This window comes from Paenibacillus lentus (assembly GCF_003931855.1).
Lineage (GTDB): Bacteria > Bacillota > Bacilli > Paenibacillales > Paenibacillaceae > Fontibacillus > Fontibacillus lentus.
The window spans coordinates 4,206,619-4,233,367 of the sequence record NZ_CP034248.1; the positions used below are offsets into that span (position 1 = coordinate 4,206,619).

28 protein-coding genes and 1 other RNA gene are annotated in these 26,749 nt (G+C 46.2%); 12 read left to right on the forward strand and 17 right to left on the reverse strand.

Annotation, left to right across the window (positions count from 1 at the left end):
- Positions 1-148 precede the first annotated feature (148 nt).
- Positions 149-1,099, forward strand: a complete 951-nt coding sequence (locus EIM92_RS19020; protein WP_125084168.1) for a LysR family transcriptional regulator — start codon at positions 149-151, stop codon at positions 1,097-1,099.
- On the opposite strand, the gene EIM92_RS19025 is transcribed toward EIM92_RS19020, so the two are convergent.
- The 8 genes from EIM92_RS19025 to EIM92_RS19060 all read right to left on the reverse strand — a co-directional run bounded on the left by EIM92_RS19025 (position 1,060) and on the right by EIM92_RS19060 (position 9,207).
- Entirely contained in the window at positions 1,060-1,812 is a 753-nt protein-coding gene (locus tag EIM92_RS19025; RefSeq protein ID WP_125084169.1) for an ABC transporter ATP-binding protein, read from the reverse strand. The two genes, EIM92_RS19020 and EIM92_RS19025, sit on opposite strands and share 40 nt — an antisense overlap.
- Positions 1,809-3,479 (reverse strand): ATP-binding cassette domain-containing protein, encoded by a 1,671-nt coding sequence (locus EIM92_RS19030; protein ID WP_125084170.1) that lies wholly within the window; start codon positions 3,477-3,479, stop codon positions 1,809-1,811. Before EIM92_RS19030 ends, EIM92_RS19025 begins: the two co-directional genes overlap by 4 nt.
- Entirely contained in the window at positions 3,476-4,471 is a 996-nt protein-coding gene (locus EIM92_RS19035) for an ABC transporter permease (protein ID WP_125084171.1), read from the reverse strand. The genes EIM92_RS19030 and EIM92_RS19035 overlap by 4 nt, the downstream gene beginning before the upstream one ends.
- Positions 4,458-6,113, reverse strand: coding sequence for an ABC transporter substrate-binding protein (locus tag EIM92_RS19040; RefSeq protein ID WP_246021059.1), 1,656 nt, complete (start codon positions 6,111-6,113; stop codon positions 4,458-4,460). The genes EIM92_RS19035 and EIM92_RS19040 overlap by 14 nt, the downstream gene beginning before the upstream one ends.
- A 20-nt stretch (positions 6,114-6,133) precedes the next feature.
- On the reverse strand, positions 6,134-6,751 hold the full coding sequence (locus tag EIM92_RS19045; RefSeq protein ID WP_125084172.1) for a hypothetical protein: 618 nt from the start codon (positions 6,749-6,751) through the stop codon (positions 6,134-6,136).
- Positions 6,748-7,407 carry a phosphate starvation-inducible protein PhoH gene (locus tag EIM92_RS19050; protein ID WP_125084173.1) on the reverse strand — a complete coding sequence of 220 codons (660 nt, stop codon included), beginning with the start codon at positions 7,405-7,407 and terminating at the stop codon, positions 6,748-6,750. The genes EIM92_RS19045 and EIM92_RS19050 overlap by 4 nt, the downstream gene beginning before the upstream one ends.
- Before the next feature lie 185 nt (positions 7,408-7,592).
- Entirely contained in the window at positions 7,593-8,501 is a 909-nt protein-coding gene (gene gltC, locus EIM92_RS19055) for a glutamate biosynthesis transcriptional regulator GltC (RefSeq protein ID WP_125084174.1), read from the reverse strand.
- A 97-nt stretch (positions 8,502-8,598) separates the two neighbouring features.
- A complete protein-coding gene (locus EIM92_RS19060; protein WP_125085277.1) occupies positions 8,599-9,207 on the reverse strand; it encodes a rhomboid family intramembrane serine protease in 609 nt (202 codons plus the stop codon).
- Between the two features lie 99 nt (positions 9,208-9,306).
- Between EIM92_RS19060 and tpx the strand changes: the two genes are divergently transcribed.
- Positions 9,307-9,828, forward strand: coding sequence for a thiol peroxidase (gene tpx / locus EIM92_RS19065; RefSeq protein ID WP_125084175.1), 522 nt, complete (start codon positions 9,307-9,309; stop codon positions 9,826-9,828).
- A gap of 71 nt (positions 9,829-9,899) precedes the next feature.
- Here tpx and EIM92_RS19070 read toward each other — a convergent pair whose 3' ends face one another.
- The 3 genes from EIM92_RS19070 to EIM92_RS19080 form a co-directional block, all read right to left on the reverse strand.
- Complete coding sequence (locus EIM92_RS19070) at positions 9,900-10,292, reverse strand: DUF1499 domain-containing protein (RefSeq protein WP_125084176.1); 393 nt, start codon at positions 10,290-10,292, stop codon at positions 9,900-9,902.
- A 187-nt stretch (positions 10,293-10,479) separates the two neighbouring features.
- Positions 10,480-10,670, reverse strand: a non-coding RNA gene (gene ssrS, locus EIM92_RS19075) — 6S RNA.
- A gap of 113 nt (positions 10,671-10,783) precedes the next feature.
- The gene (locus EIM92_RS19080; protein ID WP_125084177.1) at positions 10,784-11,659 is read right to left on the reverse strand and encodes a YesL family protein; all 876 of its coding nucleotides are present in this window, start codon (positions 11,657-11,659) and stop codon (positions 10,784-10,786) included.
- A gap of 175 nt (positions 11,660-11,834) precedes the next feature.
- Here EIM92_RS19080 and EIM92_RS19085 point away from each other — a divergent pair, with 175 nt between their 5' ends.
- Entirely contained in the window at positions 11,835-11,939 is a 105-nt protein-coding gene (locus EIM92_RS19085; protein WP_110933370.1) for a sporulation protein YjcZ, read from the forward strand.
- Positions 11,940-12,005: 66 nt separating this feature from the next.
- Here EIM92_RS19085 and cshA read toward each other — a convergent pair whose 3' ends face one another.
- On the reverse strand, positions 12,006-13,583 hold the full coding sequence (gene cshA / locus EIM92_RS19090; RefSeq protein WP_125084178.1) for a degradosome RNA helicase CshA: 1,578 nt from the start codon (positions 13,581-13,583) through the stop codon (positions 12,006-12,008).
- 278 nt (positions 13,584-13,861) lie between these two features.
- On the opposite strand from cshA, the gene EIM92_RS19095 reads away from it, so the two are divergent.
- The 3 genes from EIM92_RS19095 (at position 13,862) to EIM92_RS19105 (ending at position 16,423) form a co-directional block, all read left to right on the forward strand.
- The gene (locus EIM92_RS19095) at positions 13,862-14,689 is read left to right on the forward strand and encodes a YitT family protein (RefSeq protein ID WP_125084179.1); all 828 of its coding nucleotides are present in this window, start codon (positions 13,862-13,864) and stop codon (positions 14,687-14,689) included.
- 184 nt (positions 14,690-14,873) lie between these two features.
- The gene (locus EIM92_RS19100; RefSeq protein WP_246021065.1) at positions 14,874-15,062 is read left to right on the forward strand and encodes a hypothetical protein; all 189 of its coding nucleotides are present in this window, start codon (positions 14,874-14,876) and stop codon (positions 15,060-15,062) included.
- 167 nt (positions 15,063-15,229) lie between these two features.
- Positions 15,230-16,423, forward strand: a complete 1,194-nt coding sequence (locus EIM92_RS19105; RefSeq protein ID WP_125084180.1) for a putative glycoside hydrolase — start codon at positions 15,230-15,232, stop codon at positions 16,421-16,423.
- 192 nt (positions 16,424-16,615) lie between these two features.
- Here the strand turns inward: EIM92_RS19105 and pfkA are convergent, their stop codons facing one another.
- Both pfkA and EIM92_RS19115 read right to left on the reverse strand, forming a co-directional pair.
- On the reverse strand, positions 16,616-17,587 hold the full coding sequence (pfkA, locus tag EIM92_RS19110; RefSeq protein ID WP_125084181.1) for a 6-phosphofructokinase: 972 nt from the start codon (positions 17,585-17,587) through the stop codon (positions 16,616-16,618).
- A gap of 127 nt (positions 17,588-17,714) precedes the next feature.
- Positions 17,715-18,821, reverse strand: coding sequence for a tetraprenyl-beta-curcumene synthase family protein (locus EIM92_RS19115; RefSeq protein ID WP_125084182.1), 1,107 nt, complete (start codon positions 18,819-18,821; stop codon positions 17,715-17,717).
- A gap of 292 nt (positions 18,822-19,113) precedes the next feature.
- Here EIM92_RS19115 and EIM92_RS19120 point away from each other — a divergent pair, with 292 nt between their 5' ends.
- Both EIM92_RS19120 and EIM92_RS19125 read left to right on the forward strand, forming a co-directional pair.
- Positions 19,114-20,316 carry an MFS transporter gene (locus EIM92_RS19120; RefSeq protein ID WP_125084183.1) on the forward strand — a complete coding sequence of 401 codons (1,203 nt, stop codon included), beginning with the start codon at positions 19,114-19,116 and terminating at the stop codon, positions 20,314-20,316.
- Between the two features lie 113 nt (positions 20,317-20,429).
- Positions 20,430-21,077 carry a nitroreductase family protein gene (locus EIM92_RS19125; protein ID WP_125084184.1) on the forward strand — a complete coding sequence of 216 codons (648 nt, stop codon included), beginning with the start codon at positions 20,430-20,432 and terminating at the stop codon, positions 21,075-21,077.
- Positions 21,078-21,297: 220 nt separating this feature from the next.
- On the opposite strand, the gene EIM92_RS19130 is transcribed toward EIM92_RS19125, so the two are convergent.
- The 3 genes from EIM92_RS19130 to EIM92_RS19140 form a co-directional block, all read right to left on the reverse strand.
- Positions 21,298-22,194 carry a hypothetical protein gene (locus tag EIM92_RS19130; protein WP_125084185.1) on the reverse strand — a complete coding sequence of 299 codons (897 nt, stop codon included), beginning with the start codon at positions 22,192-22,194 and terminating at the stop codon, positions 21,298-21,300.
- Positions 22,195-22,222: 28 nt separating this feature from the next.
- A complete protein-coding gene (locus EIM92_RS19135) occupies positions 22,223-23,179 on the reverse strand; it encodes a helix-turn-helix transcriptional regulator (protein ID WP_125084186.1) in 957 nt (318 codons plus the stop codon).
- A gap of 218 nt (positions 23,180-23,397) precedes the next feature.
- Positions 23,398-23,595, reverse strand: a complete 198-nt coding sequence (locus EIM92_RS19140) for a cold shock domain-containing protein (RefSeq protein ID WP_009222768.1) — start codon at positions 23,593-23,595, stop codon at positions 23,398-23,400.
- Between the two features lie 213 nt (positions 23,596-23,808).
- Between EIM92_RS19140 and EIM92_RS19145 the strand changes: the two genes are divergently transcribed.
- The 4 genes from EIM92_RS19145 (at position 23,809) to EIM92_RS19155 (ending at position 26,727) form a co-directional block, all read left to right on the forward strand.
- Positions 23,809-24,042 carry a hypothetical protein gene (locus EIM92_RS19145; RefSeq protein WP_125084187.1) on the forward strand — a complete coding sequence of 78 codons (234 nt, stop codon included), beginning with the start codon at positions 23,809-23,811 and terminating at the stop codon, positions 24,040-24,042.
- A 40-nt stretch (positions 24,043-24,082) separates the two neighbouring features.
- Positions 24,083-24,253, forward strand: a complete 171-nt coding sequence (locus tag EIM92_RS23780) for a hypothetical protein (RefSeq protein WP_164515158.1) — start codon at positions 24,083-24,085, stop codon at positions 24,251-24,253.
- Positions 24,254-24,516: 263 nt separating this feature from the next.
- A complete protein-coding gene (pepF, locus tag EIM92_RS19150; protein WP_125084188.1) occupies positions 24,517-26,307 on the forward strand; it encodes an oligoendopeptidase F in 1,791 nt (596 codons plus the stop codon).
- Between the two features lie 84 nt (positions 26,308-26,391).
- Entirely contained in the window at positions 26,392-26,727 is a 336-nt protein-coding gene (locus tag EIM92_RS19155; protein ID WP_125084189.1) for a LapA family protein, read from the forward strand.
- Positions 26,728-26,749: the final 22 nt, after the last annotated feature.

Here is a 26,749-nt window from a genome sequence, read left to right on the forward strand (position 1 = left end):
GCTCAGGCTGAGCCGATTATTCTCCATTTTTTCTGCTTGAATGTCTCTATCGATAACATCCTCATTATATTGACAATGATAATCATTTTCAATATTATCTTATAAAGGCGATTGCTTTTTAACATGCATTTGAATGAGGTGAGTCATCATGAATTCGTTAGTACGGCTAGAAACCTTCCTCGTTCTTGTCGAATGTGGCTCGTATACAGAGGCGGCCAAACAGTTGTACTGTTCGCAGCCTACCATTAGTAATCATATTCGGCAGTTGGAGGAACAACTTGAGACCGTCCTTTTTCATCGTAATAGTAAGAGGCTAGAATTGACCGAACAAGGACAAATTTTGTTAACATATGCTCGGCAAATAACCAAGCTTGCAGATGAGGCGGCCGCAATGGTAAAGAAATCTACGCTTCAGCAGGATCGTATTCTCTCCGTTTATGTAAGCAATTATATATCCGAATATTATTTTTCGAAAATTTTAGCGAGTTTCCATCAGCGCTTCCCTGCTCAAATGCTGGAAATTCACACCTATTGTTACAATGAGTTACGCCACTTTTTAATGGATGGTAAATCTAATTTTGCTCTTCTCCCTCTTTATTTGGAAGATGAACAGCTACATGCAGAATTTGATTATATCGTTTTGTTCGAGGAGCGATTTTCATTGGTTATTCCCCCTAATCATCACTGGAGCAGCCGAAAATTATTATACCCGAGAGATTTCGACCGTCAAACAATTTTGCTACCTCAAAGCCTATATCTTTGCCAATATATGAAGAAACAATTAGCCCAGCATAATATCCATATACGTTATTTGCAAATGAGCAATTTTAGCACCATTAAGCAATCGGTCAGGGCCGGACTCGGTATTTCATTCCTACCCGACGCCGTAATCCAAGCTGAACTGGAGCAAGCCCAACTTGAGACGATCCCCGTTTCGGGTCTGCAGCTCAAACGTAAAAACGGCGTTATCCTCCGCAAGCAGCAGCAGCTTACTGAAGCAGAGCAGGCTTTTTGCAACGAAGTTCAAGCTTTCTTTCATGCTAAGAATAGTAGCCCACACTATGCAAATGAACAAGCTTTCAGTAGAGCGCGGGTGTAATCGGTCTTTGGTGCTTGTAAAATTTGTTCGCACTGCCCCTCCTCCACAATCAAGCCATCCTTCATCACGGCCATCCGATCCGCAAATCCGCTAATTGTCTCCAAGCGATGTGTAATGTATAGAATAGCCATGCTCTGCTCGCGCTTCAATGCGACAAGCAGCTTCAAAATGTCCTGCTCGGTTTCCGGGTCAAGCGCCGATGTTATTTCATCGGCAATAAGGACGGCTGGAGCAAGAGCTATAGCTCGCGCAATAGCTATACGCTGCTTCTGCCCTCCGGAACATTGTCCGGGACGACGCGCCAGCATCGAGAGTGGCAAGTGGACTCGTTCCAGCAATTCCGCTGCATGATGATAGGCTTTGGTAGGCGATACCCCTTTTAAAATCAGCGGCTCAGCGACAATATCTTTTACGTCCCAATAAGGATTCAATGAACGATCTGGATTTTGAAACACCATCTGGGCTTGTGTACGCTGCCGGGGATATATGCGTTCCTTCACAGGTTCATTCTGAATATTCCGCCAAACGATCTTGCCTTTCGACGGCTGCTCCAAGCCGGCAATCATGGCAGCCAAAGTGGACTTGCCTGAGCCACTTTCCCCAATCAGTGCGAATATTTCATGCTCGCGAATTGTAATTGTAACATCGCGTATAGCAGTAACCTTTTGCTGACGCCTCCCATATTGCTTCGTAACCTTGTCGACCTCTATCATGTAAACCTCCAAACCTTATGTTCCTGAACCAATCCCTGCCACACGATCCACTCATCCTTATTTAGGCATTTGACCATCTTTCCGCTGTGAAGCACCATGATTTTATCCGCGGTGTGAACAGCTGCAGGGATGTCATGTGTAATCAGTAGAAGCGTCATGCCATATTCACGTACCTTCTCAACCATCAGCTCCAATATTTCTCGTTTTAAAATAGGATCAAGCGCAGCTGTCGGTTCATCGGCAATTAGTACTGCTGGTTTATTCAGCAGCGCCAATGCAATGAGCGCTCTGCTGAGCATCCCCCCGCTTAACTCATGAGGATAATGCTCGAGCAGCCTTTCATTAAGCTGTACTTCCCGTAAGGCCTCGGCCGCTATCCTTCGCTTTTCTTGCTTGGTGATTAGATCCGGGATCGCTTCGGTAAATTGTTGACCGACTGTCAGCAGTGGATTGAAGCTTGAGCTAGAGTCTTGAAATATAAAGGCCGCATCAACCCAGCGCCTCATCCCTATCCCTGCTTCGCTTTTGTCGCCTTGCCCCCAGCCGTAAACCCGCTTGCCGTTAATATGCACACTTCCTTGTACAGCAGCATGTGGAAGCAACCCGTACAAGGCTCGAGCCAGCGTTGTTTTTCCCGAACCGGATTGTCCAATCAAAGCGGTCACAGTCCCTGATTCCACAGACAGAGATAGAGGCTCTATAATGACTTCCCCCGCATACGTTACGCAAAGATCATCTGCCGCTATAACCGCCTGCGACGCCCAGGAATCAGGTGTATCGGCAGTCTTTTTGCTCAAGACAGGTTTAGGTTTATGCGCGATTGCTTTTTCAGCAACAATTCTTTCACTACTAGCGCTTGCTACATCCGCCTCTCCCATCAAAGCAAGTCCCAATGTAATGAGCAATATAGCCATTGTCGGAGGAAGTACCGTCCATTGCCATGCATCCGTCATCCATGTTTCACTCGTGCCGAAAGCTTGCTGCAGCATTTTTCCCCATGAAGGACGGTTGGGGTCTCCAACACCTATAAACGATAAACTCGCTTCCATGATGACGGCTTGCCGAAAAGATAATATAAATTTCGTCTTTAATATCGGCCATAAGAATGGAAGCAAATGCTTGCGTAAAATATAGAATGTACCGCCGCCAAACAACTGGGCCGATTTAACAAATTCCCTTTCCTTTAACGACAACACCGAGGCTCGTATGAGCCGCATGTACCCAGGCCATGTCAACAGGCCAAGGGTAATGATCAGCTGCCACATTCCCCCTCCGGTAAATGATGCCACAATTAATATGAGCAGCAGCGAAGGCAATACCAGAAGCATATTGGCCAGCGAGTTAAGCAGCGGATCAAGCCGCTGCGAATATCCGGCAAGCAAACCGAGGAGCGCGCTTAGAAATGTACTGAGCAGGGCTACTGCGAGTCCGATAAACAAGGTGATTCTTGCCCCATGCACAATGCCGCTAAATATATCCTGGCCAAGTGAATTGGTACCGAGCCAATGAACTCTGGAGGGAATGGTGAAGCGTTCGCCCTCCAGAGCGAATGGCGCAAATTGCGCCAGGGACGGTCCAATGATAGCTGTGGCAATGAATAGTGCTACGATAGCTCCACCGGTTATTTTCAATCTATTCCATCTATTTAATCTTTTCATCCTATTCATGCTGTTTCCCCCTTTTTGGCCACGCGAATCCGGGGATCAAGCCGAGGATAAATTAAATCGGCAAGCAGATTGAGGCATAGGACGAACAGCGTCATCATTAGGAACAGACCATGCAGCAGCGGATAATCTCGTGCTAAGATCGCTTCTTGCAGTAATTTCCCGATGCCCGGATAAGAGAACACTGTCTCTACCAGTACCGACCCAGCCAGCATTCCCCCTATACGAGTAACGATAACCGTGACCAGGGGCAATGCTGAATTGCGAGCAACATGACGCCACAGGACAGCACGTTCACGAATTCCTTTCGCTGCTGCGAACTCAACATACGTGTCCTGACGTACTCGAATAGCTTCATTTCGCATCAGAAGATACATTCCCGCCAAATTCCCTATCGTCAATGTTGCGATGGGCAAAAAGGCATGTTTGCCGATATCAATAACTCGACCCAACCAATGCTCAGCTTGAGCAAAGGGACTCTCCGCACCGCTAAGCGGGAACGCACCCGCTTTAACAGATAAGCCGATAAGCAGCAGCATGCCTATAAGAAATTCAGGCACCGCGCTAAAACCCAACATCACCATAAAGATGGAGCGATCCTTTCTCCCCGGATATTTCCACGCTGACCACAGCCCAATCGTCAAACCGATAATCATCGACAATGCGGTTGCTGCCCCTACGATCAGCAGTGTCCAAGGCAAATGGGTTACAATCACCTCGAACACTGGAGCCTTGTACGTAAACGATAAGCCGAAGTCGAAAATAAACAGGCCTTGTATATAAGTCATGAACTGAATCCATAGCGAGTCATTCAGATGATAATACTCCAGCATCGCTTGTTTCTGTACCTCAGAGAGGAATATGACGCCTTCTTCCCCGCCTCCGGTCAAATACTCTACCGGCCCACCAGGCAGAAGCCTTGGAAGCCAAAAGTTTATCAATACCACGAACACCAGTACAGCCATATAAGTTAAAGCTTGTTTAGTTGCCGACATCGATAAAAGCTGCCTTATTGTCCCATAATGGTATACCGTCTGCTATACCTCCCGCAGTATTGAACCATCCGTCATATTGGCTCTGTTTATGCAAGAAGTAGAAGGGTCTGTGATACAGTACAAGCGTCGGTAATTCCTCTGCCAAAATATCTTGCATCTCTGACACGATTTCTTTCCGTCTGGGTGCGTCAAGCTCAGTCATTTGCATGACGGCAAGCTGCTGGAACTCCTTATGATCAAACTGCTTTCCTCTCGCGGCCAGAGAGTTGCTGGCCTGACCAAGGAACCATAAACGCAAATAATCAGGGTCTCCACTCAGGCCAATATGCCCGGTTACTGCCATATCATATTTGTTCTCACCCATGGCCGCCGAGAATGTTGCCGAGTCTACTTGCTGAATATTCAAGATGACGCCGACCTTCTTCAGCATTTCCTGCATTACCTGAGCTTCGGGAGATGTGGAGGATACCATCACATTCAGCTTCAAATCCTCGCGTAGGCCGTTCGCCTTCTTCGTATAGCCAAGCTCATCAAGGATTCGCTCTGCCTTGGACGGATCGTATTCATACTGCTTCACCTGCGTGTTGTACCATGGAGAATCCGGTGGAATAATACCTGCATTTCCAACCATCGGCTCACCGCCGGTAATCTTACTTGCCATCTCCTCACGATCGACCGCGTAGGCCAGCGCTTGGCGCAGTCGCTTGTCCTTTAGCTGTGGATGTTCGAGATTAAACGTGACGCGCAAAGCACTCCCCGTTGGTGCACTCTTGATGACATCAAAACCTTCCTTTACCATTTGCTCGACTTCAGCATAATTCAACACCATCGTTGCATCGATTTCGTTTTTTTGCAGAGACAGCACTTTGTTTTGTGCATTAATATAAGCTACTTCCCGAACCCGAACTTTGCCTTTAAAATAGCTATCGTTCGCCGTATACAAATACTGTCCGGCTTTCTCATCATATTCCTTCAATATATAAGGACCAGTTCCAACAAGAGCCGACGAATCGCGGAATTCCAGCGGCTTGTCCACCTGTTCCCACACATGCTTAGGAAGAATCGGAACAATGCCAACAAGATCGGTCAGGAACGGCGCATATTTATTATTCAATGTGAATTGAACTTCATGATCTCCTACCCTGGCCACCGACTTAATTTGACTAATATCGCCTGTCCACATAAAAGGGTGGCTCTTATAATATTCGAAGCTAAATACGACATCATCTGCCGTAAACTGCTCGCCGTCATGCCACTTAACCCCTTGCTCCAGCTCGAAAGTATACTCGAGCCCAGAATCGGATACGCTCCAGGATTTAGCCAGCCATGGGATTACGCCATGCTCATCCTTCCAGGTTAATGTATCGAATAAAAAGGAGTTTCTTAGGAACCCCCCAGGTCCAGAAGCGCTAAAAGCAAACGGAGACGGATATCCACTGTTCCCCCAAGCGATTCTAATTTGCTTCACTTCATTCGCTGCAGGCTGAGCGATCGAGACCTCCCCCGCAGCAGTAATGGGTTGTTCCGAGGAGTCTACTTGTTCAGCATTCTTCTGCATGCCACAGCCTGCAGTCAACACGGCTAAACAGATGATTAAGATAGCCAATATACTTTTTATATAGAATTTCTCGCTAAAGAACATGTCATACTCTCCTTATTTACTCATCGATGATAATGCAGCTTTCCACCCGCTAACCAAGGCAGAAAACCATTCAAAAACCTCTCCGTTGCCGGCATAAAATAAGAACCGTAATGATATTCTGGATCAAGCGTCGTTAAAATGAGCGTTCCCGACGTCGTTAATTGATCCACATATAGAATCGTGCCGCCACCCTCAACATTAATAATGCAATCCACACCTGCTGGAGGATGAAATACACCATGATAATGCCACGTGGCGTCCTCTAGTGTAATGTAATTGAACAAATCATGATCCGGCTTATTAGCCACAAGCCCACTGCTAGCGTCACGATCCAGCCACCACCAGAAATTGGTCGGTCTGAACTCCCACCCGTGTCCAGGCAGCAGATGAGTGGGCTGAGCTCCAAGCCCAGCCAATACGCCCCCCCTCTGCACAAAGTCGATCAATTTCGACTGGGATTCCATTAATAGACGCTGATGAAGCTGTGATGGGATCAATACGACATCATAATCATCCAATGACATACGATGCAGCTCGGGCAAGTAGATAAGCTCCTGACAATAACGCCGATACTTCGTTTCATAGAACGTTCTGTGTTGATGGGCGTTTCCCCCATAAATGACCGCTATTTTCCTCATTGCGTCTCTCTCCTTGCCTGAATCAGCCTATATTCCTCTTCCACCCATGCCTTCAGTTGCTTCCCGATGAGTCCGGTGGTATTGCTGGGATCGTTATAACCCAACAAATTGTTACCCGAATGAACAAGAAGGGTTCCACGCGTACTATGGCGATCGATGTAGGTAATCGGTTCACCGTTAGGCAGTGTCAGCAGCACCTCCGCACGGGAAGGAACCGGATGATGCCCGCGGGCAAAAAAACCGGATACCCCTTTGTTATATGTCAGGTCATTCGCATCGACGCCTGCAAATATCGGATGCGATCCTTGAATCGATACGACATAATCCAGATGGCTATGAATGGGCTTAGGTACGAATAACGAAGCTCCCGGAAGCCACGGCAGGAATAGATTCCCGCTAAAAATCAGCATTTTTCCCCGATCCAAAAATTGCTGAATTCGCTCTCTCTTCTCATATAAAAACTGTTGATCCACAAAACCGTCTATCACTAGACAAGCATGTGGATTCAAATCATAATTTGTTAAACGATATGTGTCTAAGACTAGGACGTCGTCTCCGAGTACTTTTTCACAACTCTCTCGACTGCTGAAATAACAGCCTGAATCCAATACAACAAAGCGTGGCGCTTTGCCTGCCAAACTAGCTTCTGCCGTCATCGTTCTCCTCACCTCTTTATATCAATCATCATCAATTTCGTATGTTACTCTAAATGATAATGATTATCAATATCAAAATTTAAAATATATGCGGTTTTTACTTGAGCGGTTCACGTTATTGTCTAATTATTAGATCATGTAATAGTTAACAAAAAAAATCTTATAACACAAAAAAACACCGCCAGTTAACTTGGCGGTGTGTCCGGTTGTAAGCCAAAATATTCTAATAAAAATATGCGAAATGATTGCGCGACTAGCGGTAATTTATCGTCGGTTCGATGAATGAGTCCGATCGTTCTCGTTACTTTTGGCGTGGAGATGCGTACCCTTGCCGGCTGCAGCGAGAAGCTCTGAAACAGCGCAACTTCTGGCAGCAGGCTAACACCCATTCCCGCAGCGACGAGACCGCGAATCGTGTCCGTCTCCTCGCCCTCAAAAGCAATTTTTGGAGTAAAGCCGGCTTCTAAGCAAGCATGCCATACGATCGGCCTTAATGAATAACCCTTACTAAATAATATAAATTTATCATCTTTCAATTGATTTAATTTAATGCTTTGCTCATTGGCGAGCGGGTGACCTGGGGGTAATATTGCTACCAAATCCTCCGTCAAAATAACATTGCCCGCAACCTGATTATGGTTCTCCGGGAAAGGAGAAATAAAGGCCAGATCGACTTCAGCCGATACAACATCACGAATGAGTGTCGGATACATCCCCTGCTTAAATCGGAACTTTACATTGGGATACAGCTTGCGGAACTCGGCAACTACACTCGGAATAACATGAACACCAAGGCTATGTGGAAAGCCTAGGCGAATTTCGCCTTGCTCTGGGTCAATAAACTCGTGAACTTCATTTACAGCTCGTTCCAAATCCTTCAGGATACTCTCTACACGACTGCAAAAAAGCTGGCCAACCGCAGTCAAATGAAGATTCCTTCCCTTTTGCATGAACAAGTCAACACCAAGCTCCTGCTCCAGTTGGTGGATTTGCCTGCTTACTGCAGACTGGGCCACATGAAGTTCTTCGGCTGCCTGCGTCACATGCTCCTTCTTCGCCACCTTCACAAAGTATTGCAGTTGTCTTAATTCCACGAATCTGATCGCTCCATTTCGATTCCTGTCATTACCCATAGGGGTGACTTGCCATCAATTTACTCTACCCTAACTTTACCATTTACTCACAAGGGGTTCAACGTCGTTTTAACAACCGAATAATTAATCCGTAAATGAAAAATCCGCCGATAAAGCCGCCAAGATGAGCGATCCAGTTAATCTGAGGCACGATGAAGGAGAAGACAACCCCGATCATAAGCAAACTGTACAGTGTCTTACGTGATGTTTCATCCATCAAGTTACGCTGCAGCAGCGCTACATACAGGAAGGCCCCATAAATGCCGTAAATGGCGCCAGACGCTCCCACGGATATATGTAGTTCAGTCGCATGCTGGTAGAACCCCATCGTCAGCAGATTTCCGACGATTCCACTCCCTACATAAAGCAGGATATATCGCCATGAACCGAGCAACCGCTCCATCGGCGGTGTAAAGATAAGAATCCCGAAGCTATTGGAGAACAAATGGCCGAAATCCGCATGCAGAAACATCGCAGTAAAATATCGCCACCACTCGTCCGCGTAAGGCAGTGCGTTCGTAATCGCTCCGTAGCCAATAATGGCGCCATAGGTTCTTCCTTTTAAAGCGAACAGGACATACATCACAATATTTACAGCGAGAATAAGGCAAGTAATTGGATAAGATTTCAGATAGGTTCTCCAGTTCTCGTAACGAATAAATATCATATAATCCATACCTTTCTTCCTAATGTTGGACATTTTCTTTCTAAAAAGATTATAATTAAAATTAGATGCATTCACAAAATCGTTTAGGAGGAGATAACATTGGCACAAGAACGTACTAATGCGGCAACATTTAAAGGTAATCCTATTACTCTAATTGGTCCTGAGTTGAAGGTTGGTGACACGGCTCCAGACTTCAAATTAAGCAAGAACCTGCTCGAGGAAGCAACCCTTCAGGACTTTGCAGGTAAAATCAAACTCATCAGTGTCGTCCCCTCCCTGGACACAGGCGTTTGCGACGCGCAAACTCGCCGCTTTAACGAAGAAGCCGCCAGCCTTGGCGATGACGTCATCATTTTGACGGTTAGCGCGGATCTGCCCTTCGCTCAAGCCCGCTGGTGCGGCGCTGCCGGTGTTGACCGCGTAGTTACGCTGTCCGATTACAAAGACAATTCCTTTGGTGAAGCTTACGGCGTGTTGATTAAAGAATTTAAGCTGGACCAACGTTCCGTATTCGTCATCGACAAAGATAACAAAATCGCTTATGTCGAATACATGAGTGAAATGACCGAGCATCCGAATTACGATAATGCAGTAGCTGCGGTTAAAGCACTTTTGTCATAAGCGCTAGAATAATATGTTGAATAACAAAAGCGAGTAGAAGGCCAACCACCCTCTTGCTCGCTTTTGTCTTCTTATGACGTTACTTTATAAGCGCCAATCTTCTTATCCAAAGCCGCGTAAAGATTAAGAATGTTACGATAATTGCTGCCTAAATCCCCAAGCGAGCCGCGAGTAGCCGAGTAAATATCGACGGCACTGCGAAGCGGCCCTGTGGACACGATTGAAACTGTAATATCCATGGTACGGCCCAAGGCTGTTTTCTTCTCCAGCGTAATTTCACCGACAGACTGAACCTCATGAAGCACCTTATAGCCTGGAATTTTCTTTAAGGTGGAGGAAACCTCCTCCCAAATTTTATCTTTGGACAATTGATAATACCTTGTTTTCATTTCAGGCATTTTCGCGCGATCACTCGTACCTTCTTGGCTGCGGAATATGCCGATGAGCGTTCTTTTTACTGACACTCTACTTCCTCCTTCGTTACTCGTCACGAGACATCGGTGTATGTACTACGTTGTATATAGTTTAACATTGTTACGTTACAAACAAAAGCAATCTCCTCATACTCACAGAGAAAAAAACAGCAGCAAAAAAAGCACCCTGCAGCCTTTAATCAATAAAGGGATGCAAGGTGCTATTAAGCTTGAACTATGTAGACCCGCCTATGCCGTCCGGTTACACTGCCTCGAACCTGCATTAGCAGGTGGGTGACCGCAGCAGCGCGTTTGAAGTCCCCTTATCATAAGTGATAGGGCCTTTCAGCAGCGTTACGATATAAGTCTCCCTGGACATTGTCATTGGTTCAAAACAACATGGAACCGAAACGTACATCGCAGGACGTAAACCTATTATAGTCCTTCTAGTTCTAAATGTAAACCTAATATAATACAATTGCATGATTTTCAAGAAAATACCAATCTGGATGTTTTTAATAAAATATCATCAAAATAACGGTCTAAAGCTTGGTATTCTCCTTGTCCATTCCGATTTCATCTGCATTCGCAGCGTCGACAGCATCTCCATTGCCTTCCGGCAGCCGATCCTGATCCTGGCCATCCTCACGGTTTTCAAGTTTCCCCTCATCCTCAGAAGCTGACTCCTCTTCGCTATCTTTCGCACCTTCTTCGTTCTGACGCATCTTCTCCACTTTCTCCTGCAGCTTGTTATAGCTTACGTTGAAATTGTAAAAAGCGACGAACGCGGTAAGCGTGCCGAAACCGAATAGAATCAGCCATGTGAATTGCGCAGTAATGAAAGCCAGCGCAATGACGCAAAGTACTGTCGACAATACACGAAACGGCCGGAGAATCGTCAACAGAACCGCGTTTTTAATCAAAAGCGTAGTTTTTAAATGATAGTGAGCAACTAAAGAAAAGAAATTAAACAAAGAAACTGAAAGCAAAATTAAGAAAATCAACATAATAATGCCGATGATCTGCATGTTGGCGAATTGCTTCATATACACGTTATAGTCGACAATCATAACAATGATCAGTAGCGTATAGAAGATCCCGCCGATCATGCTCTGCTTATAATTCTCTTTATACCCTTTAAAGTACACCTTAATGACGCTTACATCCGTCTCCCCCATCACCCATTTACGTGTGACAGAGAACAAGGCTGATGTCGCCGGGAATAGTGTAAACGGTGCCAAGATCGCTAGAATCCAGGCGATTTGAATCCACATTTCGATGTCCGGGCTTAATAATCCCGTAAGCACAAAAAACAAAAAAGGCGACGAACAGAGAAGCCAGAGCAAGTTGCTGCCTGATATTCTCATAATCCACTCAGTCACTTTGTAGAAACCGCTCATTAGTCCTTTGTATTCCAAAAAAAATTCTCCCTCCAGTAAGGTTTATGTCTATAAATAATACTATACATGATTCAATGAGCTCTATCCAGCGCCTATTTTGACTTGTTCTAGGTAAGCGTCTAATCTCGTTGAACAATTACACCATAGTATATACCGTAACTTCAAAAACCACACTTTTTAAGGAGGTTATCTCATGTCCAACGTAGGCCCAGGATATGGCGGTTTCTGGACTTCCACAGGTACAATTCTCGTATTGTTCATTCTGCTCGTTATCGTAAGTCGTTCTATTCTGTACTAATCTCCAGCAACAAGAAGACGGAACGCCCGCCGGGCTTCCGTCTTCTTTAATCATCCTACTATCTAATCAATTGTCGAACGAAGGATTGTCGCTGCGTCTAGGAGCTCTGCGTTCTCCACTGTTGCTTGCTGGACGCGGCTTACGATCCGATGAGGAGCGGTAAGAATCCCGTCCGCCGTCACGATTATAACCGCCCTTGCTGCCGTATCCGCCGCGGCCGCCGCCATCGCGATTGTCTCGACGGTATCCACCGCCACTGCGATTGCCATAACCATACGGTTTGCGTCCGCTAGAACGTATGTCCGGATTGCGGCGTTTTACACGAATCGGCTCTTCTGGAGTCAATTCAATGTTTGCTTTATCCGCTTTATCGCCGGTAATGAGCTTAAATGCGGCCGCCAGCAAATTAACGGAATCATATTGCTCCAGAAGCGTAATGGCGATTCCTTTATATTCATTCAGTTCACCAGCTTCAACGAGTTCCAAAATACGCTCTGCTGTAATGCGCTGTTTCCCTTCAATTGCCTCGGCAATCGATGGCAGTGGTTTACGTGTGATCTTCTGGCGGGTAATCCGCTCAATGAAACGAAGATGATCAATTTCCCGCGGTGTAACGAACGACCAGGCTACACCCTCTTTACCCGCGCGACCCGTACGGCCGATTCGGTGTACATAACTCTCCGGATCCTGCGGCAGATCGAAGTTAACAACGTGAGTTACGCCAGACACATCCAGGCCACGAGCTGCTACGTCGGTAGCAACAAGCACATCAATACTGCCATCCCGGAACTTGCGCATTACATTATCGCGCTGGTTCTGGGATAGATCGCCATGCAGGCCATCTGCCGAATACCCACGTTTTTGCAATGCTTCGGCAAGCTCATCTACACGGCGTTTCGTCCGTCCGAATACGATGGCAAGCTCTGGGGATTCCATATCCAACAAACGGGTAAGCGCATCGAACTTCTGACGCTCATGTACTTCGATATAAGCCTGATCGATCAGTGGTGCGCTAACTTGCTTAGGAATAACAGAAACATGCTCCGGCTCTTTAAGAAATTGCTGTGCGAGCTTTTGGATATTTGCTGGCATTGTAGCGGAAAATAGCATTGTTTGGCGCTCTTCGGGGACAAGCTTCAGAATCGACTGAATATCCTCCATAAAGCCCATGTCGAGCATTTCATCGGCTTCATCTAGTACAACAGTCTGTACATCATCAAGCTTAATCGTCTTACGGTTAATGTGATCCAATAAGCGGCCAGGGGTACCGATAATGATCTGAGGTTTCTTCTTTAATGCGCGAATTTGTCTTACAATGTCCTGCCCGCCATAAATCGGCAGGGAACGGATTCCTTTGAAGCGGGACAACTTCCCAATTTCCTCAGCCACCTGGATGGCAAGCTCCCGGGTCGGGGCCATAACGAGAGCAACGATACGATCTTCATTGGCTGGAATTTTACTGATTAGTGGAAGGCCGAATGCTGCTGTCTTCCCTGTCCCTGTCTGTGCTTGTCCGATCAGGTCGCGGCCTGACATCGCAATAGGTATTGATTTGGTCTGGATCGGCGTTGCTTCTTCGAATCCGAGTTCTGTTATTGCTTGTAGAACTTTAGGCTCTAGGCCGAAATCTGCAAATGTACTCAAAATATTCATACTCCTTCTATATAGTGGACATCCCACCATCTTGACTGTATTCTTAAGTAGCATTGGAACGTTTATAGGCTATCCCATCAACCCATAAAATTTACATAGCGTACGGATGTTTAGTCAAATTGCACGGATCGCTTCGTACATTCTTAACCATTTTCCATGGAAAAGGATACCTACTCAAGAATATCTCAAACATTATAGCACAAAACATGAAAAGAACACCAGCAAGCAGCCTGGCATATTTCTACATCTTTAAGAGGTGAATTTTTCAAATGCTCAAAACAATTTGGAACAGTCTAGTCATCGTAATCGGGGCGATACTGATTGCAGCCGGCTTCAATCTCTTTCTCGTCCCGCATCATCTGCTTAGTGGTGGGGTATCAGGTTTGGCTATGCTGACCGGTTACTTCACGCCCCTAAGCATAAGTGTAATGTATCTTGTATATAACATTCCTATTCTCATCGCGGGGCTGTTTTTACTTGGGAGGCGATTTATCCTGCTCAGCATTCTATCCGTCGCGACGGTTACTTGGTTCATCGCCCTAATTCCGGTACGCGAGATTCCGCTTGCGACGGATTCCTTTCTATCCGCGGTCGTCGGAGGAGTACTTGTCGGTGCAGGCAGCGGGATATCCTTTCGAGCCGGCGGTTCCTCTGGCGGCTTCGATATCGTCGGCTCGATCATTACAAGGTATCGCGACTTTCCGGTCGGCAGTGTCCTTGTCTCGATGAACGCTATCGTCATCTTGGCCATGGGCTATATCGAAGGGGACTGGAATCTGGCCCTTGCCTCGATGGTATCAATTTACCTTAGTGGTAAAGTGGTCGACCTGCTTCATGTTAGCCATATCAAAATTACTTTGTTCATTATCACGGACAAAACTGAAGAATTACTGAGTAGACTTTTGAAGCTGCCTCGTGGTGTTACTTTGATCAAAACACAGGGCGCCTTCTCCCACAAAGAGAAGGATATGCTGATGACCGTAACGACTCGCTATGAATTGACAGAGCTCAAAAGCATTATAAAATCTACCGATCCAGCAGCTTTTGTTAACATCGTGGAAACGGTGGGTGTGATGGGCTCGTTCCGTAAAAAGTAAATTTATCCATTAGCCTGTCTGCCGTGCCAATGTATCCAACATTATGTTATAATGAATTATGCGCGGTTCCTTCGTCAATTTCATAAGACTTCAGCTTTACCCGATTTCACAGGCTTTGTGCTTTTCCATGAAGAATGATTCTCTACACGAATGATTCTAGAAGGAAAGGGTGATTGATGTGGAAATGGAAACGGTAAAACTGGCACAAATCGTCATGAAGTGGTTCCCCGACATGCTTCCTTTCTTTAATGAGAAGGAGCTTGACTCCATGATCATCCTTCGGGACGGTATGAGCTTATTGGAACCGAATGATGCGATGGAGATTATTCAATTTAGCATTTGCGAGCTTCAGGATACGAATTTTCTTCATTAATAGAAGTATCCGTGAGACTCAGCATTATAGCAGCACCCAGGCCGCATTCTTTTGTTTTGGCAGAAGAAGCGGCCTTTTTTCGAATTTTTTTAAGACAAATTTAGGACGCGCATACAAATATCTTTTATAATCATCATAGAATGTGTATCTTACAGGGAGAGAATATAATGAATATTATTTGGACTATTTTACTGCTAGCTTTGAGTACCGGTGGCGGTGGGGACATCACTCCGGCTCATAAAAACCCATCTTACAGCAAACTGCCAGGCATACTGCAATCCTCCTATCAAACCTTCTTAGCCAATGCCGCCGAAGGCCGGCTCGATAATCCGCTTCCGCCTACGATGCTTGCAGTAAATCCTCAAGTGGAATCCCCCGTCGTAAAAGGAATTTACGTTACAGCTTATAGTGCAGGCGGTTCCCGCATGGATCAGCTTGTAGATTTATTAGATAGCACTGAATTGAATTCCATGGTTATTGATATCAAAGACGACACAGGTTACATTACGTATAAAACAGACAACCCGAAGCTTCAGGAGCTCGGTAAGCCGCAACCTTTCATTCGTGATATCGATGCCTTGATGGAACGATTGGAAAAACATGATATTTACCCCATTGCGCGAATTGTTGTTTTCAAAGACAGTATTCTTGCGAAGAAGCATCCCGAATACTCCTTCGTACATAGCGACGGTTCCGTCTGGAGTAACGGTAAAGGAGAAGCTTTTGTCAATCCGTACAGCAAGGAAGTATGGGATTATAACCTTGAAATAGCCAAAGAGGCGGCCAAGCTAGGATTCAAAGAAATCCAGCTTGATTATGTCCGTTTTCCAGAAGGCTTTGAGAAACGAGCGGATTCTTTAAAATACTACAAGGATGAGCGGAGCCGCGTTGATGCCGTTACCTCCTTTGTCAAATTTGCCAAAGAGGAACTTAAACCGCTTGGCGTCAAAGTATCCGTTGATATATTCGGTTATGCAGCATCCGTCCCTGCGGCTGAAGGTATCGGCCAGGACTTTGTGAAGATCTCAGAAAACGTGGATATTATTAGCCCTATGATCTACCCTAGCCATTATACAACGGGATGGTTCAATGCTAAGGATCCGGACAAGGCTCCCTACCAGACCATAAAAGGAGCAACGATCGATACACAAAAGAAACTGGAGCCATTAGGCGAAAATCAACCATTGATTCGGCCATGGATTCAGGACTTCACGGCAAGCTGGCTCGGCAAAGGCCACTACATCAAATATGGCAAGCATGAAGTCGAGGAACAAATACGTGCCCTCAAGGATTTGAACGTTGATGAGTATCTGCTTTGGAACGCATCCAATAGATATACATCCGGCGTGACCTATAAATAAGCATCATCTGACGAATATAAATCATACTGCAATTAAATAAAATTCATAATCAAAAAGGGAAATCCATTTGATGACAACTGATCATCTTGGATTTCCCTTTATTTTGTCCGAACTGGGTTCAGTATCTGATATCTGTTCTATACCTTAGTCCTCAATTCGGGACTATTGATTCACCACATCGTCTGTTGCAATTTACTGGGACAGACGGGAAGCGAGCTCATATAAGCCCATATCAAAAGTCTTCTTGGTCGACACTACTTTTTCAATATCCGTAAGAATCATTTCGCCGCCAATCATGCCGCAGGCTTTATTCGACTCGCCTTCAATCAGCTTGCGTACCGCGAAGTCTCCAAGACGGCTCGCCAGGTTACGGTCGAACGGAGTAGGCGAACCACCACGTTGAATGTGACCAAGAACTGTCGCACGCGGCTCAAGGGACGGCTGACGTTCTTTAATCGCTTTGACGACTTCTTCTCCCGAGCCTACGCCTTCAGCAACGATAACGATGCTATGTCTCTTACCGTTATCAAAATTCGCTCTCATCCGGTCAGCCACCTCGTTTAAGTCAAACGGTACTTCCGGAACTAGAATTGTCTCGGCGCCAGAAGCCAATCCCGCCTGCAGAGCAATATCTCCGGAATGGCGTCCCATAACCTCTACGACAGATGCCCGTTCATGGGAAGACATCGTATCCCGCAATTTATTTACTGCATCTACAACAATGCCGACGGCTGTGTCGAAACCGATCGTATAGTCAGTGAATGAAATGTCGTTATCGATCGTGCCGGGAAGGCCCATCGTTTTGATTCCCAATTGGCTAAGCTTGGCCGCCCCATGATAGGAGCCGTCACCGCCGATGACAACCAGGCCATCAATACCGCGATCGCGTAAAATTTGAGCACCCTTCTGCTGGCCTTCTGGCGTTTTGAATTCCACGCAGCGCGCCGATTGAAGAATCGTTCCACCACGTTGGATAATATCGCCTACACTTCTAAGATCCATGGAGAAGATGTCATTATTGAGCAGCCCCTGATACCCCCGTTGAATCCCGAATACTTCAAGCCCGTAGTACAATCCGCTGCGTACGACTGCACGTACGGCTGCGTTCATGCCCTGGGAGTCACCACCACTGGTGAGAACTGCGATTTTTTTAACTGCTGACATAATGATTCCTCCTCAAAGTTTTGTGAAGCAAAACTTGCTTCGTAAGCATTCGCTTAGTTTTGTGAAGCAAAACTTGCTTCGTAAGCATTCGCTTAAGTTTTGTGAAGCAAAACTTGCCTCATACGACTCATTTAGTAAAACTCTTAACTTGTTTTTTCAAACGTTTGCGGATCCAGCGGCTATTGATAAAGAAGAATATACGCATCAGCGAGCTTCTTCTCATTAATTGTTTGGAAACCCCTCGAATTTCCTGCTGCTCACTGACTTTGGGATCAGATAAGTACAAAGCCAACAACCCTTCGATAATCATCACATGGAACGACGATGCCGGCAATACAGCAACATCCTTGCGTGCCTCGTCAACCATAAATACAATACGCTGAAGCATCGTCTCTTTATTATCGTAATAGCTACAGAAATTCAAATCTCCGCCAATTTCATCTTCCGCCTGATCAATTAAATAATCAAGCATGATATGTAGTCCGCATACATAGGGAAAATACGCATCTTGGATCACCCGAGCGCTTGTCATATTCAAATGCTCATCGCTCGCCGAAAGAAACAACATAAATACGCCTAAGGTCGAGCCCGTAGCCGCAGCAAATTCGTTCCACTTCAATTGCGGCGTTCGCGACTGATGAAGCTTCCACCATTTGAGAAGCGCAGCCTCGCGCAAATCGGGGTGGATATGCTTGTACACCTGCAAATCCGTGTACAGCTGCACCAGCTCGGTTATAAAGGGCTGAGCCGCGCGATAACCCGGAAGCTTGCAAATTTGCTCATGACAGGTTAAGACGAGACGGTGCAAATACCCCCCATCCTCACGTTCCTCACGGAGTGCGTAGTAATCAGTCAGCTCTGCCTGCGGATCAATCGCGTCCAGCATACTCTGATGGAGCAGTCGAAAATCTCCCTCATCCATCGATGTGCTTCGGTCACAAAGATTATCTAAATAATCACTGATCGTCTGAAAGGCTACGATTAAGGGGATGAGAATATGCCGCTTCGGCAAATTAGCAGCCGCATATACCGCGCCCCCCTGACAGTGAAACTCCTTCGTCTCAATACTAGCAAGCGCTTGTCTTCTTAGCTCAGGGTCGGGGATCATACCCGCTTCCTTCTTCCAGCCGTTAAGTTCCTTCCGCACATCGGGCAAGATGAACTTGTATACTCGGCTCATCAACCTGATCGGTTCTTTAGGAAACTGGTTTCGGCTTTGCTTGAGTTCAATCAATGGCCTGCCTCCACTAGGTTGTTTGATATAGCGAGTTTTAAAACCAGTCTATATTATAATATGATCCCTCTCTTTGCACAAATTAACTAAATCACAGATGAGATTTTTCCGTAGGCTCATCTTGCGAGACATGCTGATCCCCCTATCGACAGGATTTCTTAATCTATATTATAACTAATTTACTATGTTAAAAAAACTAATTTAAAATACGATTGTGTTATACTATCCATGCTATATAATTACACAAGATTCTAGTGTCCTAATTTATTTTGAACGGAGCGTAGATCGAACGATGAAATCAAGAAACTTAGCTAGCGGCGAGGTGTCTTGGCTACGTGCTTTTATTTTTACCATTTACGGTACGAGTGCACTGGTTGCCTCCTACTTCCCGCTTTTCTACGCAGATCTCGGATTTTCCAGAACGCAAATCGGCTATATTTACGCCGTTGGTCCGATGATCTCCTTAATATCCAATTTGCTATGGAGCTATGCCAGTGATCGATACCGTACGATTAAGAAAATATTGTTTATCCTGCTTACAGGACAATTATTAATGTCGTTCTTCCTTTCGACGTCCACCCAATTTTCAGTCATCATGCTCATCATTACGCTGTACTATTCCTTTTTCTACCCTGTACTTCCGCTAACCGATTCGATCGCGATTTCAACGGCCAATCGTCACAATAAGAACTTTCTCTCCATCCGCATCTTTGGTTCAATTGGCTTTGCTGTCTTTGCTCTGTTGATCGGTTATGTGCTTTCTAAGATCCCTTCCATCTCAACGATGGGCGTAGCGATGACCCTAGCAGGAACCGCGCTATTCTTTACTTTTTTCATTAAAGACCAAGCAACCAGCGTATCGAAAGTGAATTTTTCCGGCGTCTTATCGATTCTTAAGCAAAAAGAACTGCTATGGTTTTTGGGCTGCGTATTTTGCCTCGCACTAGGCATGCGGATGAACGACGCTTTCTTGTCTATTACATTGCACGATCTTGGAGCGGGCGAGGATTTAATCGGCTGGGCTATGCTTCTGTCGGCCTTCTCAGAAATACCGATTTTCCTGCTGCTGACTAGGTACGGAGGGAAATTCAAAGAACTGCCCTTGCTGCTTTTCGCCAGCCTTATGTTTGCCTTAAGGTTTATGCTCGTAGGTATCTCGGATTCGGCAACCGGCGTGCTGCTAATCCAAATGATGCATGGCGTTTCCTTCGGTATATTTTATGTTACCGCCATTCGGATGCTCTCTCGCCTGATCCCTTCCCAATTTCAAGCAACCGGACTAGCCCTGTTCACAGTCATGTGGTCGAGCTTATCGGGTCTGCTCAGCGGAACCTTTGGGGGTATGCTGTTCGAGCATTTCGGCAGAGAAAATTACTATTTTGCTGCGATGGGCACATCGCTACTTGCTTTCATCGGCTTTGCATGCCGTTATTTATACAGAAGCAAACCTAGGCCGAGGGCACAAGCTAACGATTCTTTGCCCTTAAATGATTAATAGCCTTAAACAGATCTGTTCTGTTTCTGTTCAAAAATTGTCATATGCGCTATAATTAAGAGCAGGTTATAGTACCTAGTATTAATCAAAATGAAGGTGGGATATTAGATATTATGGATTTCAACCAATTCCGGGACATCGTCATTACCCGCCGAAGCATACGGGATTTTACAGAAGAGCCTGTGGCGATATCGGATATCGAAGAAATTATCGATTGCGCCCGTTATGCACCTAGTGATACAAACTCACAGACCTGGGAATTCATTGCGGTTGTCAATAAAGAAAAGATTAAGCATATTGAAGATTTCACTTGGAGTAAGCTGCATGAAATTGCCGAGCGTGCTGAAGGGGAGGGGCTGGCGAGAGAAGCCAAGCTGCTGGTCAAATCTTTCGGACCTTATGCTACCGCCTTCTCAGGAGCTCCCGTACTGATCGTATGTCTTTCAACACCGTACACTTCAAAATTCAGGGATCGGATCTTTGACCCTATTTCTTTCGTAGAGCCAGAAGTATGGACGGAAGAGGGACTCAAGAGCAGCTGCCTTGCGACGCAAAACCTAATGCTCGCTGCCCATGCTAAAGGACTTGCGACTTGTCCCATGACAGGCCCTGTTCTCCTAGCGGAGGACAAGCTGCGTGAATATCTCAATATCCCGGAAGACCGGGTAGTGAACATGGTCATTGCCCTCGGCCACCCGGCCATCTCCCCTAAGGCAACTCCGCGTAAAGAAGTTGCGGATATTCTGCAAATTGTGGAGTAGACGGCCTAAATAAGCAGACTTCCAACTAAAGGTAATAAAGGTTAAAAGTAGTAAAAAAGCGGACTGAACAGAGATCCCCTCTCTATGCAGTCCGTTTTTTATGTTGTCTCTGGAATATCCTTGTTTTACCGGGCATGCGGCAGGGCTTTGTCATCTTCGCTCCGAAGCATTAACGATGTCTCCCAAGGAGTTTTTGAACGTTTTCATTCCTTACAGCCGGTTACAGCCGGCCATATGCGCGGAGCTTCAAAAGGTAGCTTATTGTGAGGCATCCCCGCCACTCCTGCTCTGCGGCTATACTCACAGCCGGCCAAAAAATCGGCCACCCTCCGTCAGCTTCTTGCTGTTTCTGAAGCTCATCCAAATGCAGCTCCACCTCATCCCTCGTAACGAAGCGATAGGCATAACTAACGGGAGTGGGCGCATAATCAAGAACTTTTTGTACATACCCTTCGGCATGCGGATTCCGCTCTATAACGCCTGGAGAGCTGAGCCATTCATCAACCTTAGGGTAAAGCTCGGCTGCTCGCGCACGGTCCGGTGCATTGCCCAAAAAGCCAATCCATTGCTCCCCATCATGAAAGTCGTTAGGGCTACTACTCTCTAAAGTCTGCCAAAGAAATGCTATATTTGACTGGAACCATTCCTCTCCCCGTAAACGCTCGCGCAACGGGCTGGCCAAGAGCATCCCTACAATTTTTCCGGTGGGGTTCAAGGCAGGTATGCCGTCTTCATCCGTTATCCACCAAGGGGCATGCCCATAATGATTGACGGCGGTCGTCACCCGCGGCAAACCTCCCCCGGGAAGCGTCATTTTTTCCAAATAGGTCAACAGTGCCGGAACCAGCTCCGACTCCCATCCGCCAACCTCCTCAAGCAGTGAAATCGCCATTTCTGTTGTGACGGGTTGGCTATCTGGACAGCGCATATCCGGCTCAAGGGCTTGCCCAAACCCGCCGTCCTCATTCTGATACGCTCCTAACGCGCGAATGACATCCTCCCTAGAACCATTCTCAAAATGGTATGCAAAGCGCATTCGATCCAGCAGCCTGGCACTGTTATAAATAAAATTTTTAGCCCGCCCTAACGTTTCTTGGCCTTTCACAAGATCCTTCATGTTCTTTTTTTCCTCCTATCGGTTTAATTTAATATAGACAGTGGCTGCTAGTATCATAACGCTCCACCACTTGTCGGGCACGCTCTAGAATATCCGCTCTCAAACGCTGTGGCTCCAGCACCTCTGCGTCCATTCCAAGACTGTAGAACAAAGAGACGGCCCAGTTCCATTCCGTTCGGGGACAGTCGAAATCCACCTCCCACGTCTCATCCTCGACCTGCTTCACATGGTGGCCCATATGATGATCCTGCTCGACCAGGAGCGCCCCTTTATAGGTCAGCTTAACCCGGACATGAATCACTTCAGACCGATCATCGGTATCTGCTTTCTCCGCGGAATAAGCAACTTCCGCAGCTTCTGACGGCTTACAGATCCGTTGCACCTCATCCATTCGATCAACCCGAAAGGTACGCTTCTCCTGATGCTGCACCGAGTAGGCTTCACAGTACCAAAATCCATAAGCGGCAAAAATGCGAAGCGGTTTCACTTCAAGATATCGGCAATGATTTTGGGATCGATAATAAATCCTCAGCCACTCATCCTGTGCAGCGGAATACATTAATGTTGCCAAAAAAGGCGTCTTATAACGTCTGTCCGGTACCTCCAGATCGACACGGCTCAGCAGCGGACTAACTTCGGACAGCATTCCCTCCGGGAGAACGGATCTGATCTTGTCCATCACTGTCCATCTTGCCCGTTGGAATGGCCCATCTGCATACTTAGCCATCCCTTCGAGCGCCAGAAGCACGGTCATCGCTTCCTCCGCATCCAATTGAAGCGGCGGCACGGTATATCCATCCATCAAACGGTAGCCGCCGCCGTATCCGCTTTCCGCATAAAGAGGAACCCCCATTTCAGACAGCGCCTGCATATCCCTCAGCACCGTTCGCCGCGAGACCTCGAGTCTATCGGCCAAAGACTGTGCCGTCTCCGGCCGTTGCTGCAGCGCCAGGATGATTGCCAACATTCGATCAATCTTTTTCATAACGATATCGCCCCGATTCACTCACATCATAACAGGAGATCAGTGACAACTGCATGTCACCAAATATGTAATAGAAAAAAAAGGGAGCTAGAGAATCCCTCTTCCACTACCTAGGCCTGGGCAGCACAAAAAAACACAGCTCATAGAGAGCTGTGTCTTTCATATTTAAGCCTTATTGAAACCAAACTTTATAAGTGATCCGCTAATACGGAAGGATCTTATAATTTGATTACGTTAGCGGCTTGAGGACCACGGTTACCGTCGGTGATTTCGAACTCAACGGCTTGGCCTTCTTCTAGTGTTTTGAATCCTTCGCCTTGAATCGCGGAGAAATGCACGAACACGTCTTCGCCGCCTTCAACTTGGATGAAGCCATAGCCTTTTTCTGCGTTAAACCATTTAACTGTACCTTTCAAATGAACAACCTCCTAAAAATAATCGCCATCATTGACGAATATCCATATTATACTCCATGGTTTGATACATTGCAATGTATCATTTGCCTAGTCTTGCAGCATTTTTTGCGAAAGGCGCTCTCGTGGTTTTTATTTGCTTTCGGGCGGGGCGTGAGTTATCATTTTACATAAAAAATACTACTACTAAATAAAGCATGATCGGAGAACGCACAAATGATCAAAAAACACGAAATATACAAAAGAGACAAATGGAATATGATGACTGTAGAAGTTCAAGGCAAATATATCGTCCTTCGGGAAATTTCCGATCAATGGGGCGAGGAATCCCACACGTTTCTTAGCCGGCCCGCGCTCATGAATTGGGCTGAAAGCCGTTTCCCTAAAGAAGAATTTATCGGTAGGGAAGATGAGTGGACCGATATTATGAATGCGTTCAAGCAAGTTTAGCACGCCTTATTACCTTAATAAAGGAGTAACTATCAAGCCAATGGACAGTTCAAACTATTTGATCTTTATCATTTCCGCATTCGCTCTCGGTATCGTGCTGATCCTGAGCAAGAATCAAGTTCAACCCAAAATCAGGCGTTGGCTCGCCATTTTTGCTAGCTTGATGATTGCCTTTGCGTTTGGTCTGATCATTTACAGCTTCCTGGTATAGAATCCTGGCAGATTTCTGCCGGAGAAGGACAGAGAGTAAGCAGTTCAGTAGGATAAGAGCCATAATGCTTGAATTAGATTCCTGGCTCCGGGGCATACTAGGACAATCCCGTAAAGTGATCTAAGGGAGGCGTCTATGTTATGATCAACATTCCCCTGCTCCCCCTCCTGCTGTCCTCCTCTGTTCTTATGGCAGTTATTCCAGGCGGCTTAGCAGAGACAACGATTCAGCCGACAGCTCACTCAATTCAAAGGAGGATACCTATGACTACAATACCTAAACGTTCCGAAGTACTGCCAGAGAACAGCTGGCAATTAGAAGACTTGTTTCCAAGCCAGAATGATTGGGACAAGGCTTATGAAGAACTGAAGAAGCTTAAAAATAAAGCCGCTGACTACGAAGGTAAGCTGAACACACCTGATAATATTAAGGCGATATTTGCTCTGGAGGATGACCTTTCCCTGCAAATTGAGCGCCTATACGTGTATGCGCACCTAAATCATGACCAGGATACAACCAACCCTACATACCAGGCTCTTGTTCAAAAAGCCAGGAAGCTTAGCGTTGAAGTCAGTGAAGCTCTGTCGTTCATTACGCCTGAAATCCTGTCTCTACCGGAACAAGAGCTGGACAACTATATTAATGATCCGATGCTAGCAGATTATAAATTCACGCTACAAGAAATCAAACGCGAAAAGGCGCATGTGCTTAGTAAGACAGAAGAAGCATTGCTCGCCCAGGTCGGCAACTTATCGCAGGCTCCGCAGCAAATTTTCGGAATGATCAACAATGCCGACATGAAGTTTCCGAAAATTAAAGATGAGCATGGCAATGAGGTAGAACTGACCCACGGCAGCTATATTCAATTTCTGGAGAACCCAGACCGTGAAGTCCGCAAGCGGGCCTTCAAGGCGATTTACGAAACCTATAGCAAGCAAAAAAATACGATTGCCGCTACGCTTAGCGCCAACATAAACAAGAATATGTTCTACTCCCGAGTTCGTAAATACCCTTCCGTCCTGGAAATGTCCCTGTATGGTGACAATATTCCTAAAGAGGTATACACGAATCTTATCGATACGATTCACGAGAGCCTTCCTCTGCTCCAACGTTATTTGAAGCTGCGCAAGAAGCTGCTCGGCGTTGATGAACTGCATATGTATGACCTTTTCGCACCGCTTGTTGAAGAGTATAAGTGGGATATCACCTATGATGAAGCCAAAGCCATGCTGATGGAGGGGCTTAAGCCACTTGGAGAGAATTACCTCAATGTGCTGCGTGAAGGCTTTAACAATCGCTGGATCGATGTATACGAGAATGAAGGCAAACGCACTGGAGCCTATAGCTGGGGAGCCTACGGCACACATCCTTACGTTCTCCTGAACCATAAGAATAACCTGAACAGTATGTTCACCCTGGCACACGAGATGGGTCACGCCCTGCACTCCTATTTCTCTGACGAGAACCTGAAATACCGGGATGCGCAATACACGATCTTCTTGGCTGAAGTAGCCTCTACTACTAATGAAGCTCTGCTCATGGATTATCTATTGAAAAAATCCACCGATCCAAAGCAAAAGCTGTACCTGCTCACCTACTATGCCGATCAGTTCCGGACGACTGTGTTCCGTCAAACGATGTTTGCCGAATTCGAGAAGCTGATCCACGAACGGGCAGAAGCTGGTGAATCTTTGACACCGCAGGAGCTATCCAAAATCTACTACGAGCTCAACGTGAAATATCACGGCAAAGAGATGACGGTAGATCAAGATATCGAGATGGAATGGGCTCGAATTCCGCATTTCTACACTAGCTTCTATGTGTATAAGTACGCTACAGGTTTTAGCGCGGCGACTAGCTTCTCCAAGCAAATCCTTGAGGAAGGCCAGCCTGCCGTTGACCGCTATCTCGGGTTCCTCAAAAGCGGGGGCAGCGACTACTCCATCAATATCCTGAAGAAGGCCGGCGTCGATATGTCCTCGCCAGAACCGATTCGCGAAGCAATGAGCGTATTCGAGCAATTAGTCGAACAAATGGAAAGTTTGACGAAATAACCGCTCAATCAGAATTAATAAATCCCTTGCCCTTTTAGGGTGAGGGATTTTAAACTGTATACAGGAAGGAAGGTGCACAGTTCTATGAAAATTCAATGGTCTCTCATTCTTGCTCTTGTTTTCGCCCTCATTACCGCGGTATTCGCCGTAATCAACGTGGAGCCAGTCCAAGTGAACCTGCTGTTTAACTCAGTACATATTCCCCTAATTCTGCTTATTCTCGGCTCGACACTCATCGGCGGCATCATCGTGGGCTCATTCGGGATATACCGGGGATACCGGCTGCAAAAGGAAGTCAAACTCCTGAGTAGCAAGCTAGCTCAGATTCAAGAGGCGACAGGATACGAGTTCCCTGAAAATGAAAATTTGGATACAGAACAACAGCCTGCTGAAAAGGACATCTCTACTCCTCAAGCCTAAATAATAATTAGAGTATAAGAAT

What these genes read in the sequence shown, in the direction of transcription:
- EIM92_RS19020 (WP_125084168.1), top strand. Translation starts at nt 149, where the DNA reads ATGAATTCGTTAGTACGGCTAGAAACCTTCCTCGTTCTTGTCGAATGT.
- EIM92_RS19025 (WP_125084169.1), bottom strand. Translation starts at nt 1,812, where the DNA reads ATGATAGAGGTCGACAAGGTTACGAAGCAATATGGGAGGCGTCAGCAA.
- EIM92_RS19030 (WP_125084170.1), bottom strand. Translation starts at nt 3,479, where the DNA reads ATGAATAGGATGAAAAGATTAAATAGATGGAATAGATTGAAAATAACC.
- EIM92_RS19035 (WP_125084171.1), bottom strand. Translation starts at nt 4,471, where the DNA reads ATGTCGGCAACTAAACAAGCTTTAACTTATATGGCTGTACTGGTGTTC.
- EIM92_RS19040 (WP_246021059.1), bottom strand. Translation starts at nt 6,113, where the DNA reads ATGTTCTTTAGCGAGAAATTCTATATAAAAAGTATATTGGCTATCTTA.
- EIM92_RS19045 (WP_125084172.1), bottom strand. Translation starts at nt 6,751, where the DNA reads ATGAGGAAAATAGCGGTCATTTATGGGGGAAACGCCCATCAACACAGA.
- EIM92_RS19050 (WP_125084173.1), bottom strand. Translation starts at nt 7,407, where the DNA reads ATGACGGCAGAAGCTAGTTTGGCAGGCAAAGCGCCACGCTTTGTTGTA.
- EIM92_RS19060 (WP_125085277.1), bottom strand. Translation starts at nt 9,207, where the DNA reads ATGATATTTATTCGTTACGAGAACTGGAGAACCTATCTGAAATCTTAT.
- EIM92_RS19085 (WP_110933370.1), top strand. Translation starts at nt 11,835, where the DNA reads ATGTCCAACGTAGGCCCAGGATATGGCGGTTTCTGGACTTCCACAGGT.
- EIM92_RS19095 (WP_125084179.1), top strand. Translation starts at nt 13,862, where the DNA reads ATGCTCAAAACAATTTGGAACAGTCTAGTCATCGTAATCGGGGCGATA.
- EIM92_RS19100 (WP_246021065.1), top strand. Translation starts at nt 14,874, where the DNA reads ATGGAAACGGTAAAACTGGCACAAATCGTCATGAAGTGGTTCCCCGAC.
- EIM92_RS19105 (WP_125084180.1), top strand. Translation starts at nt 15,230, where the DNA reads ATGAATATTATTTGGACTATTTTACTGCTAGCTTTGAGTACCGGTGGC.
- pfkA (WP_125084181.1), bottom strand. Translation starts at nt 17,587, where the DNA reads ATGTCAGCAGTTAAAAAAATCGCAGTTCTCACCAGTGGTGGTGACTCC.
- EIM92_RS19120 (WP_125084183.1), top strand. Translation starts at nt 19,114, where the DNA reads ATGAAATCAAGAAACTTAGCTAGCGGCGAGGTGTCTTGGCTACGTGCT.
- EIM92_RS19125 (WP_125084184.1), top strand. Translation starts at nt 20,430, where the DNA reads ATGGATTTCAACCAATTCCGGGACATCGTCATTACCCGCCGAAGCATA.
- EIM92_RS19130 (WP_125084185.1), bottom strand. Translation starts at nt 22,194, where the DNA reads ATGAAGGATCTTGTGAAAGGCCAAGAAACGTTAGGGCGGGCTAAAAAT.
- EIM92_RS19135 (WP_125084186.1), bottom strand. Translation starts at nt 23,179, where the DNA reads ATGAAAAAGATTGATCGAATGTTGGCAATCATCCTGGCGCTGCAGCAA.
- EIM92_RS19145 (WP_125084187.1), top strand. Translation starts at nt 23,809, where the DNA reads ATGATCAAAAAACACGAAATATACAAAAGAGACAAATGGAATATGATG.
- EIM92_RS23780 (WP_164515158.1), top strand. Translation starts at nt 24,083, where the DNA reads ATGGACAGTTCAAACTATTTGATCTTTATCATTTCCGCATTCGCTCTC.
- pepF (WP_125084188.1), top strand. Translation starts at nt 24,517, where the DNA reads ATGACTACAATACCTAAACGTTCCGAAGTACTGCCAGAGAACAGCTGG.
- EIM92_RS19155 (WP_125084189.1), top strand. Translation starts at nt 26,392, where the DNA reads ATGAAAATTCAATGGTCTCTCATTCTTGCTCTTGTTTTCGCCCTCATT.